The organism is Armatimonadota bacterium (assembly GCA_031459765.1).
In the GTDB taxonomy this organism is placed as follows: Bacteria; Sysuimicrobiota; Sysuimicrobiia; order Sysuimicrobiales; family Kaftiobacteriaceae; genus Kaftiobacterium; species Kaftiobacterium secundum.
Map to the genome: position 1 here is coordinate 1 of JAVKHY010000015.1, position 14,175 is coordinate 14,175.

Genomic DNA, 14,175 nt, shown 5'->3' on the forward strand with positions numbered 1-14,175 from the left:
AGGCAGCTACCTGGCCGGCCTGTACGGGGGCCTGATGCTCAAGAAGAAAAACATCCCGGGGATGACCGGGACGAAGATCGGCGTGGTGGGCGGGCTGGACATCCCGGTGATCAACGACTTCATCGTGGGCTACAAGCAGGGGGCGAAGGCCGCCGGGCTGGATCCGAACCGCGACGTCCTCGTCCAGTACGCGGGCGCCTTCAACGATCCGGCCAAGGGGAAGGAGATCACCAAGGCGATGTACCGCCAGGGCGCGGCCATCGTCTTCAACGTCGCGGGCGGCACCGGCGTGGGCATCCTGGAGGCCGCGGCGGAGGACGGGCGCTGGGCGATCGGCGTGGACAGCGACCAGTACGAGATCTTCAAGGCGCAGAAACCGGCCATCGCCAACCGCATCCTCACCTCGATGCTGAAGAACGTGGACAACTCGCTGCACCGCGCCCTGCGCCTGGCCCGCGAAGGGAAGGTGCCCTGGGGCAAGGCGGAGGCGCTGGGCATCGCCGAGGGCGGGGTCGGGCTGGCCCGCAACGAGAACTTCAAGAAGTGGACGCCGGCCGACGTCGTGGCCGCCATCGACCAGGCGCAGCGGGACATCCTCAGCGGGAAGATCAAGGTCGAGACGGTGTTCAAGTAGTCCGCCCGTGCGGACCGGGGAGGCCCGACGGCCTCTCCGGTCCGGGCCCGGGAGGCACCGCGGCCGCGTTGACATCTGTATCGATTCTGCATCAAAATGCAGACATGAGAACAACGCTGAATGTTGATGAGGAACTGTTGCGCCGCGCGGCCAGGCTGACGGGGGTCACCCAGAAGACGGCCCTGATCCACATGGGTCTGCGGGCATTGATCGCGCGGGAGAGCGCCCGCCGGCTGGCGGGCCTGGGCGGCACGGCCCCCCGCCTGCGGCCGATCCCGCGGCGACGACCGGTTAAAATCTCGTGATCCTGGTGGATACCTCCGTGTGGGTTGACCACCTGCGTCGTGGGTCAGCCGAGCTGGGGCGCCTGCTCGAGGAGGGGGAGGTGGTCACCCACCCTTTCGTCATTGGGGAGTTGGCCTGTGGCGCCGTCCCTCACCGCAGGGAATTCCTGACGCTGCTGAGCGCGTTGCCGTCGGCCACAGTTGCCGAACACGATGAGGTGTTGCAGTTCGTCGAACGCCACCGCCTGTACGGACGGGGTTTAGGATGGATCGACGTGCACCTGCTGGCCTCGGCCCGCCTCTCCGCCGCCGCGCTCTGGACGCTCGACCGACCCCTGCAGCAGGCGGCGGCGGCTCTGCGGCTGGCGCCCTGAGCGACCGCACCAGGAGAACTCCGCTTCCCGTCCGAACCCGGTGAATGTCGTGGACGCGCTGGTGGAGATGCGCGGCATCACCAAGGTCTACCCCAACGGGGTGGTGGCCAACGACCGGGTGGACTTCGCCGTCCGGGCCGGCGAGATCCACGGCCTGGTGGGCGAGAACGGGGCCGGCAAGACCACCCTGATGAAGCTGCTCTACGGCCTGGAGCAGCCCACCGACGGTGAGATCCGCCTGCGGGGCCGGCCGGTCGCGATCCGCAACCCGCACGCGGCCATCGCCCTCGGGATCGGCATGGTGCACCAGAACTTCATGCTGGTCCCGAACTTCACCGTCGCCGAGAACATCGTGCTCGGGCTGGAACCGCAGCGCCGGGGGCTGGTCGACCGCCGGCGGGCCCTGGCCGTGGCGGAGGACCTGGCCCGGCGCTACGGCCTGCAGGTCACCGCCGGGGCGCGCATCGATGAGATCCCTGTGGGAATGCGCCAGCGCGTGGAGATCCTCAAAGCACTGTACCGCGGCGCGGAGATCCTGATCCTGGACGAACCCACCGCCGTCCTCACGCCGCAGGAGACGGCGGATCTGTTCAGGGCGGTGCGCAGCCTGGTGGCGCAGGGCAAGACCGTCATCTTCATCTCCCACAAGCTGCGCGAGATGAAGGCCGTGGCCGACCGGGTCACCGTGATGCGCGACGGCAGGGTGATGGGCACGCTGCCCGTGGCCGAGGCCACAGAAGAGACGCTGGCCCAGATGATGGTCGGCCGCCGGGTGCTGCTGCAGGTGGCCAGACCGCCGGGGAAGCCGGGCCCGGTCGTCCTGGCGGTGCGCGACCTGGAGTACGTCACAGAGACGGGCCACCGGGCCCTGCGGGGCGTGTCCTTCGCCGTGCGCGCCGGCGAGATCTTCGGCATCGCCGGCGTGGAGGGCAACGGGCAGACCGAACTGGTAGAAATCCTCACCGGACTGCGGACCGCCAGCGGCGGGACCGTCTTCCTCGACGGGCAGGTCGTCGTCAACCGGTCGCCGCGCCGCGTGCGCCAGGCCGGGATGAGCCACGTTCCGGAGGACCGCCTGCGCAACGGCGTCGCCCCTCCGGCCAGCATTGCCGAGAACCTCATCGTGGACCGGTACTTCGCCCCGCCCTTCACCCGATACCGCTGGTACATGGACTCCGCCGCGGTGAAGCGGACGGCGGAGCAGCTGATGGCGGAGTTCGACATCCGGGCGCCGGACGGCGCGGTCCCGGTGCGGGCGCTGTCCGGCGGCAACATGCAGAAGGTCGTCCTGGCCCGGGAGCTGTCGCGCCGGCCGAAGGTGCTGGTCGCGGCGCAGCCGACGCGCGGGATCGACATCGGGGCGACGGAGTTCGCCCACCGGCAGCTGGTGCGCATCCGCGACGGGGGGGCCGCGGTGCTGCTGGTCTCCGCGGACCTGAGCGAGGTGATGGCCCTCTCCGACCGGCTGGCCGTGATGCACAACGGGGAGATCGCGGCGGTCTTCGACGAGCCGGGCGGGCTGACCGAAGAAGAGGTGGGGCTCTACATGCTGGGCCTGAAAAAGCAGGACCAAAGCACAGCACCCGGCCCCCAGGCCGCGCGATGAACGGGCTGGAAGCGGCGGCCCCCGCCGCGGGGAGAGCGGCCGAACAGGCGCGGTTCCGGCGGGAGCGCCGGCGGGCGGCGCTGGCCCAGCTCGTCCGCACCGTCGGCACCGTCGTCATCGCCCTGGTGTTTGGCTTCGTCATCACGCTCTTTGTCAGCGACCGACCGGTCCAGGCCTATCTCGCGCTGCTCACCGGACCGGTGAGCAGCGCGGCGCGGGTCGGCACCTGGATCGAGGACGCCACGACGCTGACGATGCTGGGGCTCTCCATCGCCGTCGTCTTCCGCGCCCAGCAGTTCAGCCTGCTGGCCGAAGGACAGCTCTACCTGGGGGCACTGGCGGCCGGGATCATCGCCCTCAAGGTGCCGGCGCCGGCGCCCCTCCACCTGGCGATCGCCGTGCTCGGTGCGGCCGCGGCGGCCTTCGCCTTCGGCCTGATCCCCGGAGCGCTCAAAGCCTATTACGGGGCGAACGAGATTGTCTCCACCCTGATGTTGAACGTGGTCGCGGTGCGGACCTACGATCTGCTGCTGACCTACTGGCTGAAGCCGCCGGGCGCGGGGTACACCTGGTCCGATCCCTTCCCGCCGTCGGCCGTCTTCACCCGCTTCCTCGAGGGCTCACGGATCAACACGGCGCTCTTCGTCGCCGCGGCGCTGGTCGTCCTGACCTGGTTCCTGGTCTACAAGACGCCGCTGGGGTACGAGCTCCGCATGGTGGGCGCCAACCTGGAATTCGCGCGCTACGGCGGGATCGACGTGCGGCGCACGATCATGCTCTCCATGGCCCTGGCCGGCATTCCGGCGGGACTGGCCGGGGCGCATCTGGCCATGGGCGTCCACCAGCGTCTCCTGCTGAACATCTCGCTGGGGCTGGCCTTCGAGGGGATCGTCGTGGCCCTGATGGCGGGCAACCACCCCCTCCTCGTGCCCCTGGCCGCGCTGCTGTACTCCTACCTGCGCATCGGGGGCGACATCATGGAACGCACCGCGGCCGTGGGGTCGGACATCGTCCGGGTGATCCAGGCCACGATTATCCTCTTCATCACGGCGGAGCTGCTGGTCGGGGTCAGCCGCCGGCGCCAGGCGCGGAGGACGGCCGATGCCGCCGGGTGAGGTCCTCGCCGGCATCTTCTCCGTGACCTTCGCCGCCGGCGTGCTGCGCGTGACCACGCCGATCCTGCTGCCGGCCCTGGGCGGGCTGCTCTCGGACCTGGCCGGCGTCATCAACATCGCCCTGGAGGGCACCATGCTGCTGGCGGCGTTCACGGGCGTGGCGGTGAGCGCCTACACCCACAGCGCGTGGCTCGGGCTGCTGGCCGCCCTGGCCGCGGCCGCCCTGTTCTCCCTGATCCTGGCCTTCGTCCACCTGGACCTGCGCGCCGACCTGATTCTGGCCGGCATCGCCATGAACTTCCTGGCCGGCGGCGGGACGGTCTTCGTCATGTACAGCCTGACCGGGGACAAGGGCACCTCCTCGGAGCTGGCCAGCCTGACGATGCCCTACGTGCACATCCCGATCCTGAAGAGCATCCCGGTGCTCGGGCCCATCCTCAGCGGCCAGAACCTCCTCGTCTACGTCGCCTTCGTCATGGTCCTGCTGGTCTGGTGGTTCCTGTTCCGGACGGTGCGGGGAACCCATCTGCGCGCGGTGGGAGCCAACCCCGACGCCGCGGCCACGGCGGGCATCGACGTGCGGAAGACCCGCTACACGGCCCTCGTCCTGAGCGGGCTGCTGGCGGGGCTGGGCGGGGTGCACATGAGCATGGGCTATTTGCAGTTGTTTCAGCGGGACATGACGGCCGGCCGCGGCTTCATCGCCCTGGCCGCGGTCTTTCTCGGGGCCCGACACCCGGTGGGGACGATGCTGGCCGCGCTGCTCTTCGGCACCGCCGATGCGCTGGCCAACCAGCTGGGCACGCTGCGCATCCCGCCGCAGTATGTGCAGGTCATCCCCTATGTCGTCACCGTCGCCGCGCTCGCCGTGCACGCCGCGGCCCAGCGACGGGCGGCGGCGCGACGGCAGCACCGCCTCCGGGTCCGGCCCGCCGCCGCGGAGTGACGGCGGTGGGCGGCGCCTCCCTGCTGATTCGCAACGTCACCGTCGTCGATCCCCGGGGCACCGGGACGACGATCCTGCCCGGTCAGGACATCCTGATCGAAGGTCCGCGCATCATCCGTATCGCCGCCGCGGAGGGACCGCCATCGGCCGACCGGCCGGGAGTTCCACCGAGGCCCGAGCCGCGGCCCGAAGCCGGCCTCCGGGTGATCGACGGCACCGGCATGGTCGCCCTGCCCGGGCTGATCAACACCCACGCCCATGCGGCGATGGTGCTCTTCCGGGGCGCGGCCGAGGACGTTACGGTAGAGCGGTGGTTCAACGAGATCATCTGGCCGATGGAGAGCAACCTGACGCCCGACGACGTTTACTGGGGAACGCTGCTGGCCGCGGCCGAGATGATCGAAAGCGGCGTCACCACCGTCGCCGACCACTACTTTCTGATGGACCAGGTGGCCGCAGCCCTCCTGCACAGCGGCCTGCGGGCGCACCTGGCGCCCACGCTGTTCGGCCGCGATCTTCATGCCGAGCTGGACGACAGCGCCAGGATCATCGCCCGCTACCAGGGGGCGGGGGACGGCCGGATCCGGATGTGGCTCGGCCCGCACTCGCCCTACCTGTGCCCGCCCGACTACCTTCGCGCGGTCGCCGCGGAGGCGAAGCGCGCCGGACTGGGCGTGCACCTCCACGTCTCGGAGACGGCGGAGCAGGTGCGGGCCAGCCTCGCCGCCCACGGCCGCACGCCGCCGGCGCACCTGGCCGCGCTCGGCCTGATGGACGTCCCCGTGCTGGCCGCCCACGCCGCGCACGCCACGGAGGCCGACATCGCGCTCTTCGCCGCCCACGGAGTCGGTGTGGCCCACTGTCCCAAGACCTTCCTGAAGCTGGCCGCGGGGATTGCGCCGGTGGCGGCGATGCGCCGGGCCGGCGTGGCGGTCGGCCTGGGCTCGGACGGGGCGGCCAGCAACAACACCCTGGACCTCTTCGAGCAGATGCGCCTGGCCGCGATGCTGCAGAAGCACGAGCGAAGGGATCCGACGATTTTGACCCTCGACGACGCCCTGGCCATGGCCACGGTGGAGGGAGCCCGGGTGCTGCGCCAGGAGCACGAGCTGGGGCGTCTCGCCCCCGGGTATCTCGCGGACATCATCCTGATCCGGTTGGAGGGCGTCCACCTGCAGCCGGTGCACGACATCCGGGCGGCGCTGGTCTACGCCGCCCGCCCCGGCGACGTGGACACCGTGGTCGTGCACGGCCGGGTGCTGATGGAAGGACGCCGGCTGCAGACGATTGACAAGGCGCAGGTCATCAAGGACATCGCCGCCCGGACCGGCCGGTTGCTTGAGACGAGCCACGGGCGGCGCCGCGCCGTCTATCCGGGAGGGGAGCGTCCATCGTAGGGACCGCCCCCACCGCCGGTGAAGCTGACACTGTAGCACGCACCTACACCGAGCCGGGAGAGGGCGTTCAGGATCCGGCGATGCGCCGCTTCCTCATCGACACCGACACCGCCTCCGACGACGCCGTGGCCATCCTCATGGCCCACCGCTGGCCCGACGTGCGCGTGGACGCCATCACCGTCGTCGCCGGCAACGTGCCCGTGGAGATGGGCGCCCGCAACGCCGGGTACACCGTCGAGCTGTGCGGCGCCCAGACGCCGGTCTACCTCGGCTGCCCCCGACCGCTGCTGCGGGAGCCCCACTGGGCCTTCTTCTTCCACGGGCCGGACGGGATGGGCGGGATGGGCTACCCGGCCCCGCGACGTCTTCCCGAGACAGAGCACGCCGTCGACGCCCTGATCCGCCTCATCCGGGCCCGCCCCGGGGAGTACACGCTGGTCACCCTGGGCCCCCTGACCAATATCGCCGTGGCGCTGCGCCGGGCCCCGGAGATCGCGCGGATGGTCCGCCAGTGCTACGTGATGGGCGGCGCGGCGGCCACCGTCGGGAACATCACCCCGGCGGCGGAGTACAACATCTGGGTCGATCCCGAAGCGGCCCGGATCGTCTTCCACTCGGGGATGCCGATCCTCATGGTCGGCTGGGAACACTGCCGGGACGCCGCGGCCTTCGACGACGGGGAGATGGCGCAGATCCGGGCCCTGGGCACGCCCTTCGCGCACTTTACCCTGGACTGCAACCGCACGGCCATCCGCACGGCGCGGGAGTGGCTGGGCGACATCGGCCTCACCCTGCCCGATCCGGTGACGATGGCCGTAGCCCTGGACCCGGCGGTGTGCACGGTGCGGCGGAAGCACTACGTGGACGTGGAGACCACCAGCGAACTCACCCGGGGCATGACCGTGGTGGACCGCCACGGCGTGCTGAACCGCCCCCCCAACATCGAGGTCTGCTGGGCCATCGACGCGAAGCGCTGGAAGGAGATGCTCTCCACGGTGCTGCGATGAAGAGAGCCGGCATCCTCAATCCCGAGGTCCCCAAGTTCACGCCGGTGCCGCTCAAGCTCATCACGAAGTAAGGACCGCGCGCGGCGCGCGGTCTGTCTCCGCCCCGCGCGGCCCCCACCCGGCCCGCGCGGGGTTTTCTCTTTTCCGCGCCGAACCTTCGAGAACGAGATGCCCGCGCGCGTCACCGTCGTCGGGAGCCTCAACATCGACCTGGTCATCAAAGCCCCCCGTCTCCCGCAGACCGGGGAAACGGTGACCGGCGGCGAGTTTGCCACCTTCGCCGGGGGCAAGGGCGCGAACCAGGCGGTGGCCGCGGCCCGGCTGGGAGCCGCCGTGACCATGGTCGGCGCCGTGGGCTCGGACGCCTTCGGCCGGCAGCTGCGGGACGGGTTGCTCCGGGACGGCATCGACGTCACCCACGTCAGCGTTCTCGACGGGGCGGCATCCGGAGTGGCCCTGATCACCGTGGACCCACGCGGTCAGAACACCATCGTCGTCGCCCCGGGGGCCAACGGGAAGCTGACGCCGGCGCAGGTGGAGGCCGCCCGGCAGGCCATCGCCTCCAGCCAGGTCCTCCTCCTGCAACTCGAGGTCCCGCTGGACTGCGTCGTGCGCGCCGCCGAGCTGGCCCGGGGCACAGGATGCCGCGTCGTGCTCGACCCGGCGCCGGCGCCGACGGAGCCGCTGCCGGAGCGGCTGTTGCGGCTGGTGGACGTGATCAACCCCAACGAGGTGGAAGCCAGGGCCCTCACCGGGATCGCCATCGGCGACGAGCAAGGCGCGCGCCTTGCGGCGGAGCGGCTCACCGCCCTGGGCTGCCGCCACGCCGTCCTCAAGCTGGGCGGCCGCGGCGCGTTCGTCGCGGCGGGCGGGTGGCGCGGCCTGCTGCCGGCGGTGCCGGTGGAGGCGGTGGACACCACGGCGGCCGGGGATGCCTTCGCCGGGGCCCTGGCCGTGGCCCTGGCCGAGGGGGCCGATGTGGCGGCCGCCGCCCGGCTGGCCAACCTGGCGGGGGCGATCTCCGTCACCCGCATGGGAGCGCAACCCTCCATGCCGACCCGCGCGGATGTCGAAGCCTTCGCCCGCGCCCGGGGCCTCGCCCTCTGAGCCGTGGCAATCGCCGCGGAGACGTGCGCCGCGGAATCCGCCGCCCGTGGATACCGGCTCAGCCGCCAGCCTGGCGTCTCAGACGGGGATCGAGGAAGTCGCGCAGGCCGTCCCCCAGCAGGTTGAAGCCGATCACCGTCCCCATGATGGCCAGCCCGGGGAACGTGGGATACCACCAGTAATCGCGCAGGAAGGTGCGCCCCTCGCTGGTCATAGCGCCCCACTCCGGCGCGGGGGGCTGCGCCCCGAAACCGAGGAAACTCAGGGACGACGCGATGAGGATGGCGTTTCCGATGTCCAGCGTGGCCTGGACGATGATCGGCGGAATGGCATTGGGCAAGAGGTGCAAAAACATCAGGCGGCGAGGGCCCGCGCCCAGCGACCGCGCGGCCATGACGTACTCCGCCTCGCGCAGGGCCAGGATCTGCCCTCGCATGATCCGGGCATACCACGGCCACCAGATCACCACCAGGGCCAGCATGGTGTTGCGCAGGCTCGGCCCCAGCGACGCCGCCAGGGCCATGGCCAGGATCAACGCGGGGAAGGCCAGGAACATATCGCAGATCCGCATGATGGCCTCGTCCACCTTTCCGCCCAGATACCCGGCGAGCAGACCCAGCACCGTACCCACCAGGGCTCCGATGACGGCGATGGTCACGCCCACTCCCAGGGAGATGCGCGCCCCGTAGAGGATCCGGCTGAGGAGGTCGCGGCCGAGGTGGTCCGTCCCCAGCGGGTGGGCGCGGCTGAGCGGCTGCAGCCGGTGGGCGATGTCGAGGGCCAGCGGATCATAGGGCGCGAGCAGCGGCGCGGCAAGACCGGCCACCGCCGCGGCCAGTACGATGCCCGCACCCAGCAGTGTGAGGGGCCGGCGCAGCAGCCAGCGCAACTCCGGCCGGGCGCGCGCCGGGACCCCGGGCAGCGCACGGATCTCGGGAACGGCGTCAGTCATATCGGATCCTCGGGTCCACCACCCCGTAGAGCAGATCCACGAGGAGGTTGACGGTGCTGTAGATCAGCGCGCTGACCAGCGTGATGCCCATCACCGCGGGATAGTCGAGGTAGGTCATGGAGCCTACGGCGTAATAGGCCATGCCGGGCCAGGCGAAGATCGTCTCGGTGACCACCGCCCCCTGCAGCAGCGTCCCGTAAGCGAGGCCGACAATGGTGAGGGTGGGGATCAGGGCGTTCCGCAAGGCGTGCCGGTAGATGACGACGCGCTCGGCGAGGCCCTTGGCGCGGGCCGTGCGGATGTAGTCCTGGCCCAGGATCTCGAGCATGCTGGAGCGCACCATGCGGACCACGGGGGCCAGCGAGACGTACGAGAGCAGGAGCACCGGCAGGAAGAGGTGGCGCAGTGCGCTGCCCAGCAACGCCCAGTCCCGGATCAGCAGCGCGTCGAGCACATAGAGGCCCGTCAGCGACGGCGGCTCCACCCCCATGTCCAGCCTTCCGGTGCCCGGCAGCCAGCCCAGCCGCACGAAGAAGATGTAGATGAGCATGAGGCCCAGCCAGAACACCGGCAGCGACACCCCCGAGATGGCGATGATCCGGCTGAGGTGATCCGGGAAGCGGTCCTTCTGCACCGCGGAGAGCACCCCCAGCGGAATTCCCACCAGAACAACGACCAGCAGCGCCGCCGTGGTCAGTTCGAAGGTCGCCGGAAAGTGTTCGGCGATGTCCTGGAGGACCGGACGCTGGGTCCGCACGGACAAACCCAGATCGCCCCGCACCAGCTCCCGGAGGTAGAGCCACAGCTGGACCGGCAACGGACGGTCCAGCCCCATATCGTGCCGGAGCTGGGCGATGATCTCCGGACTGGCCCGCGGCCCCGCGCGCAGGAGGGCGGGATCCCCCGGGACGCTGTGCGAGATCAGGAACGTGAGAACCAGCACGCCCGCGAAGACCAGGACCTGGAGAAGGAGGCGGCGGGCCAGGAAGCGGGTCATCTCCGGCGGCGGCCGGGGGGAGGAGACCGGCCGGCCTCCTCCCCCCGGGGACGGCGAGACTACGGAGCCTTGGAGATGCCGCTGAAGTTGGGCATGAACAGCAGCATCGGGTTGTAGACGTACCCCTGGACGCGGCTGCGCATGGCGATCCGGTAGACCGGCTGGTAGAGGTAGACGTAGACGGCGTCATCCACGGCGATCTTCTGGATCTGCCGGAAGAGCTGCATCCGCTTGGCCGGATCGGGCTCCTGGCGTTGGGCAACAACGAGTTCGTCCATGCGCGGGTTGGAGTAGAAGGAACGGTTCCCGGCGAGCCCGCCGTTCTTCGAGTAGAACCAGAACCAGGTGAACATGTCGGCGTCGGGATAGTCCGGTGTCCAGAAGCCCGTCGCCATGTCGAAGTCGGCCTTGTCCAGCTTGGCCCGCATCGTGGGCCGTGCGTACCCCTCGATCTTGACGCGGATTCCGATCTCGGCCAGGTTCGCCTGCACGATGGTGGCGATGTCGGCCCATTCCCGGACGCCGGGGTCGATGAGGAGGCCGAGTTCGAATCCCTGCGGGTGCCCGGCCTCAGCGAGCAGGCGGCGGGCCCGGGCCACGTCGCGGGTGTACTGGAAGACCGTCTTGTCGTGCCCGGCCATGCCCTGGGGGATGGGACCCCGCATCTGCACGGCGCGGCCCTTGCGCACCCCCCTGATGATGCCCTGATAGTCGATGGCATAGGAGATGGCCTGACGGACCTTGACGTTCTCCAGGTAGCGGTTCCGGTTGTTCAGGTAGATGTAGGTGGCCAGGAAGGAGGGCGCTTCGAACACCCGGATTCCGGGCTTGTCCTTGATGGCGTCGATCTGGTCGTCCGTGAGCACCTCGCCCATGTCCACCTCGCCCCGCTCCAGCAGGTCGCGGAGGACCGCCGCGTCGGGGATGTTGCGGATGATCACCTGCCGCAGCGCCGGCTTCGGCCCCCAGTAGTTCGGATTGCGTTCCAGGACGATGCGCTCGCCGCGGCGCCACTCCTTCAGGTAGAAAGGCCCGGTCCCCGCGGTGTGGCCCGCCAGCCAGGCCTGCCCCAGATCGCCGGCGGTCTCGTGCTTCATCACCCCGGGGCTGACGATGCTGGCCTGGTCGGTGGCCAGGGAGCCGAGGAACGGGGCGAAGGGCGTCTTCAGCGTGAACCGGATGGTGGAGGGGTTCACCACGGTGATGCCGCCCGGATCCAGGATGCCGTCCCACAGGCCTGCGGCGCCCTTCCCCATCTTGAACAGCCGCCCAAAACTCGCCGCCACCGCCTGGGCATCGAAGGGCGTTCCGTCGATGAACTTCACGCCGGAGCGCAGACGGAAGGTGAAGGTCTTGCCGTCCGGCGAGACCGTCCAGGACTCCGCCAGCTGCGGCGCGACCTCGGTCGTGCCGCCCTTCAGCTGGACCAGCCGGTCGTAGCAGTAGTAGATGGCCCGCCAGGCGATGTTGTCCACGCTGACCTGAGGATCCATGGTCTCCACATCGCTGGTGGCGCCGAAGATGAGGACGTCCTGCGGCGGGGCCTGCGCGGAGCCGGCCGGCCTCGGCACACCCAGCAGCCCCAGGACCGCCAGGACCGCCAGCACCCGGAACCACCTGGAAGCGCTCACGACGATCACCACCTCCGCTCTGAGGTCACAGCAGCCGCTTCAGCTCCTCCAGCAGACGGTCGATCTGCTCGGGCGTGTGGCTCGAGAACACGACGACCCGCAAGGCGCCTGCGGCGCCCGCCCCGGGATAGTACGCCCGCTGGATGCAGATGCCGCGCTCCATCAGGGCCCGCTGGATCCGGTCCATCTCTTCGGGAGAGTCCAGGGTCCAGGCGGCGATCGGCAGCGGGGAGTCGCCTACGGGGAGGCCCAGCGCCCGCAGGCCGGCCTTCAGCCGAAAGGCGTTCTCCCGGAGCCGCCTGCGCCACTCGGGATGCTGCCTGAGCAGCTCGATGCTGGTCAGGGCCCAGGCGGCCGCGGAAGAGGTCGGCGATGTTGCCCCGTTCATGACGTGACCGGATCGGATCGTTCGGATGAGCGGGCCGGGGCCGGGAATGATCCCGCCGAAGGATCCGAAGGCTTTGCTCAGCGTGCCGCCGAACACCAGCCGCTCCGAGGCCAGGCCGTAGTGTTCGTACGTTCCGCGCCCGTTGGGGCCCAGGATGCCCACCCCGTGGGAGTCGTCCAGCCAGACCCAGGCGTCATAGGCGGCGGCCGCCTCCAGGTAGGCGGGCACGGGGGCGATCTCCCCCATCAAGGGAAACACCCCGTCGCTGACGATGAGCACGCGTCGGCCGGGCACCGCGTGTGCCCGGAGCTGGCGCACCAGATCATCGGGGTCGGCGTGGGCGAAGGCCACCGCCGGCCCCTGCAGGAGGAACAGGAAATCGGTGAGGCTGTAGTGCGAGCCGACATCGTAGAAGACGGTGTCGAACGCCACCATCTCGGCCAATGCCTGAAATCCGGCGATATTGCTGAGATAGCCCGAGGCGATGTAGGCGGCGTCCTCGGTGCCGAAGAACTCCGCCGCTTTCCGCTCCACGGCGACGTAGAGGGGGGTCGTGCCGAATCCGCCCCGGAAGGTGGCGGAGTGCATCCCGTAGGTGGCCAGCGCCTCGGCCGCCGCCTTCACCAGGGCGGGATGGTTTTGCAGCGAGTAGTAGCCGGTTCCCCCGAAGTACAGATAGCGCCTGCCGTCGATGATCGTCTCGGCGGCGGGGGCGCTTTCCATCAATGTTCCGGACATCGCGTGTCCCTGTGACTGACTAATTCGGCCGCCCGGAGGGGGGACCTCTTCTTGGAGCAGCTTATGGGAGCAGTCCGCCCTCCCGCAGGACGGCCTCGACCCGCCGGACCTCCTCGGCGCTGGCGGGGAGTGCGGGCGGCGCCGGCGGCCCGGCGGGGATCCCCATCAGGGTCAGCGCGCACTTCAGGCCGACGATGATCCCCGTCTGGTGGACCTCGCGCCCGAGATCGTAGACGCGCGTCAGGGCCGCCACCCGCTCTTGACGCCGCGCGCTCTCCGTCCAGTCTCCGGCCGCCGCCGCCTGCCAGGCGGCGACCAGGTCCCTGCCAGCGATATTGCCCAGCGACGGCACCGTGCCCTGCGCACCGACCAGCGCGGCCACATCCGTCAGGTGGTCCGTGCCCAAGAACATCCGAAAGTCCCGGCCGCCGGCGCGCAGGGCCCGCACGGCCTTGCGGAACTCGGTGACGTCCCCGGCCGAATCCTTCAGCCCCACGATTTGCTCCTCATCGGCCAGCGCCAGGTAGACCTCCAGGGTCAGGTGGACCTTGGTGGTCTGCGGGATGTTGTACAGCAGCACGGGCAGCGGGGTGGCCCGGACAATCTCCCGGAAGTGGGCGACGAGTTCGCACCGGTCGGGGAGGTAGTAGTATGGCGCGGCGGCCACGACCACGTCCGCGCCCAGGTCGGCCGCCCACCGGGCCCGCGCCGCGGCCAGCGCGGTGGTGGGGGCGATGACGCCGGCCAGCAGGGGAACCCGGCCCCGCCCGGCGCCGGAGGCCGCCTGCACCAGGCGCCGCCACTGCGCGTCGTCGAGCGCCGCCGCCTCGCCGGTGGTGCCGGCGACGAAGATCCCGTGGACGCCCGTCTCGATGAGGAAGTCCACCAGCCGCCGGACGCCCTGCTCGCGCACCGTGATTCCGTCATCTTCGAAGGGCGTGACCATCGGCACCACGATGCCGCCCAGCCTCCGGCGGTCAAACATCTTCCCCCTCCCCG

At 70.3% G+C, this 14,175-nt stretch carries 14 protein-coding genes; 9 read left to right on the forward strand and 5 right to left on the reverse strand.

All coding sequences use genetic code 11. The features are described 5' to 3' along the window. From QN141_12640 to rbsK, 9 genes are all read left to right on the forward strand, one after another. On the forward strand, nt 1-634 hold a 634-nt coding region (locus QN141_12640; GenBank protein MDR7559324.1), incomplete at its 5' end, for a BMP family ABC transporter substrate-binding protein. A 104-nt stretch (nt 635-738) separates the two neighbouring features. Continuing rightward, entirely contained in the window at nt 739-939 is a 201-nt protein-coding gene (locus QN141_12645; GenBank protein ID MDR7559325.1) for a type II toxin-antitoxin system VapB family antitoxin, read from the forward strand. Then, on the forward strand, nt 936-1,292 hold the full coding sequence (locus QN141_12650) for a PIN domain-containing protein (GenBank protein ID MDR7559326.1): 357 nt from the start codon (nt 936-938) through the stop codon (nt 1,290-1,292). The genes QN141_12645 and QN141_12650 overlap by 4 nt, the downstream gene beginning before the upstream one ends. Nucleotides 1,293-1,341: 49 nt before the next feature. Continuing rightward, nucleotides 1,342-2,898, forward strand: coding sequence for an ABC transporter ATP-binding protein (locus QN141_12655; protein MDR7559327.1), 1,557 nt, complete (start codon nt 1,342-1,344; stop codon nt 2,896-2,898). Further along, nucleotides 2,895-4,013, forward strand: a complete 1,119-nt coding sequence (locus QN141_12660; protein MDR7559328.1) for an ABC transporter permease — start codon at nt 2,895-2,897, stop codon at nt 4,011-4,013. The genes QN141_12655 and QN141_12660 overlap by 4 nt, the downstream gene beginning before the upstream one ends. Further along, complete coding sequence (locus QN141_12665; protein ID MDR7559329.1) at nt 4,000-4,959, forward strand: ABC transporter permease; 960 nt, start codon at nt 4,000-4,002, stop codon at nt 4,957-4,959. Before QN141_12660 ends, QN141_12665 begins: the two co-directional genes overlap by 14 nt. A 5-nt stretch (nt 4,960-4,964) precedes the next feature. Continuing rightward, nucleotides 4,965-6,356, forward strand: a complete 1,392-nt coding sequence (locus tag QN141_12670; protein ID MDR7559330.1) for an amidohydrolase — start codon at nt 4,965-4,967, stop codon at nt 6,354-6,356. Between the two features lie 80 nt (nt 6,357-6,436). Beyond that, nucleotides 6,437-7,363 carry a nucleoside hydrolase gene (locus QN141_12675; protein ID MDR7559331.1) on the forward strand — a complete coding sequence of 309 codons (927 nt, stop codon included), beginning with the start codon at nt 6,437-6,439 and terminating at the stop codon, nt 7,361-7,363. A 168-nt stretch (nt 7,364-7,531) separates the two neighbouring features. Then, the gene (gene rbsK, locus QN141_12680; GenBank protein ID MDR7559332.1) at nt 7,532-8,470 is read left to right on the forward strand and encodes a ribokinase; all 939 of its coding nucleotides are present in this window, start codon (nt 7,532-7,534) and stop codon (nt 8,468-8,470) included. Between the two features lie 58 nt (nt 8,471-8,528). Here the strand turns inward: rbsK and QN141_12685 are convergent, their stop codons facing one another. The 5 genes from QN141_12685 to QN141_12705 form a co-directional block, all read right to left on the reverse strand. After that, nucleotides 8,529-9,422: an ABC transporter permease gene (locus tag QN141_12685; GenBank protein ID MDR7559333.1), complete on the reverse strand. Its 894-nt coding sequence runs from the start codon at nt 9,420-9,422 to the stop codon at nt 8,529-8,531. Continuing rightward, on the reverse strand, nt 9,415-10,419 hold the full coding sequence (locus tag QN141_12690; GenBank protein ID MDR7559334.1) for an ABC transporter permease: 1,005 nt from the start codon (nt 10,417-10,419) through the stop codon (nt 9,415-9,417). Before QN141_12690 ends, QN141_12685 begins: the two co-directional genes overlap by 8 nt. A gap of 59 nt (nt 10,420-10,478) precedes the next feature. Continuing rightward, the gene (locus tag QN141_12695; GenBank protein ID MDR7559335.1) at nt 10,479-12,050 is read right to left on the reverse strand and encodes an ABC transporter substrate-binding protein; all 1,572 of its coding nucleotides are present in this window, start codon (nt 12,048-12,050) and stop codon (nt 10,479-10,481) included. 25 nt (nt 12,051-12,075) lie between these two features. Beyond that, nucleotides 12,076-13,161 (reverse strand): pyridoxal phosphate-dependent aminotransferase family protein, encoded by a 1,086-nt coding sequence (locus tag QN141_12700; protein MDR7559336.1) that lies wholly within the window; start codon nt 13,159-13,161, stop codon nt 12,076-12,078. A 76-nt stretch (nt 13,162-13,237) separates the two neighbouring features. Then, entirely contained in the window at nt 13,238-14,161 is a 924-nt protein-coding gene (locus QN141_12705) for a dihydrodipicolinate synthase family protein (protein ID MDR7559337.1), read from the reverse strand. Between the last annotated feature and the right edge of the window lie 14 nt (nt 14,162-14,175).

Bases quoted from the DNA above. Each gene is read 5' to 3' on its own strand.
- QN141_12645 (MDR7559325.1), top strand. From the start codon at position 739: ATGAGAACAACGCTGAATGTTGATGAGGAACTGTTGCGCCGCGCGGCC.
- QN141_12660 (MDR7559328.1), top strand. From the start codon at position 2,895: ATGAACGGGCTGGAAGCGGCGGCCCCCGCCGCGGGGAGAGCGGCCGAA.
- QN141_12665 (MDR7559329.1), top strand. From the start codon at position 4,000: ATGCCGCCGGGTGAGGTCCTCGCCGGCATCTTCTCCGTGACCTTCGCC.
- QN141_12675 (MDR7559331.1), top strand. From the start codon at position 6,437: ATGCGCCGCTTCCTCATCGACACCGACACCGCCTCCGACGACGCCGTG.
- rbsK (MDR7559332.1), top strand. From the start codon at position 7,532: ATGCCCGCGCGCGTCACCGTCGTCGGGAGCCTCAACATCGACCTGGTC.
- QN141_12685 (MDR7559333.1), bottom strand. From the start codon at position 9,422: ATGACTGACGCCGTTCCCGAGATCCGTGCGCTGCCCGGGGTCCCGGCG.
- QN141_12690 (MDR7559334.1), bottom strand. From the start codon at position 10,419: ATGACCCGCTTCCTGGCCCGCCGCCTCCTTCTCCAGGTCCTGGTCTTC.
- QN141_12700 (MDR7559336.1), bottom strand. From the start codon at position 13,161: ATGGAAAGCGCCCCCGCCGCCGAGACGATCATCGACGGCAGGCGCTAT.
- QN141_12705 (MDR7559337.1), bottom strand. From the start codon at position 14,161: ATGTTTGACCGCCGGAGGCTGGGCGGCATCGTGGTGCCGATGGTCACG.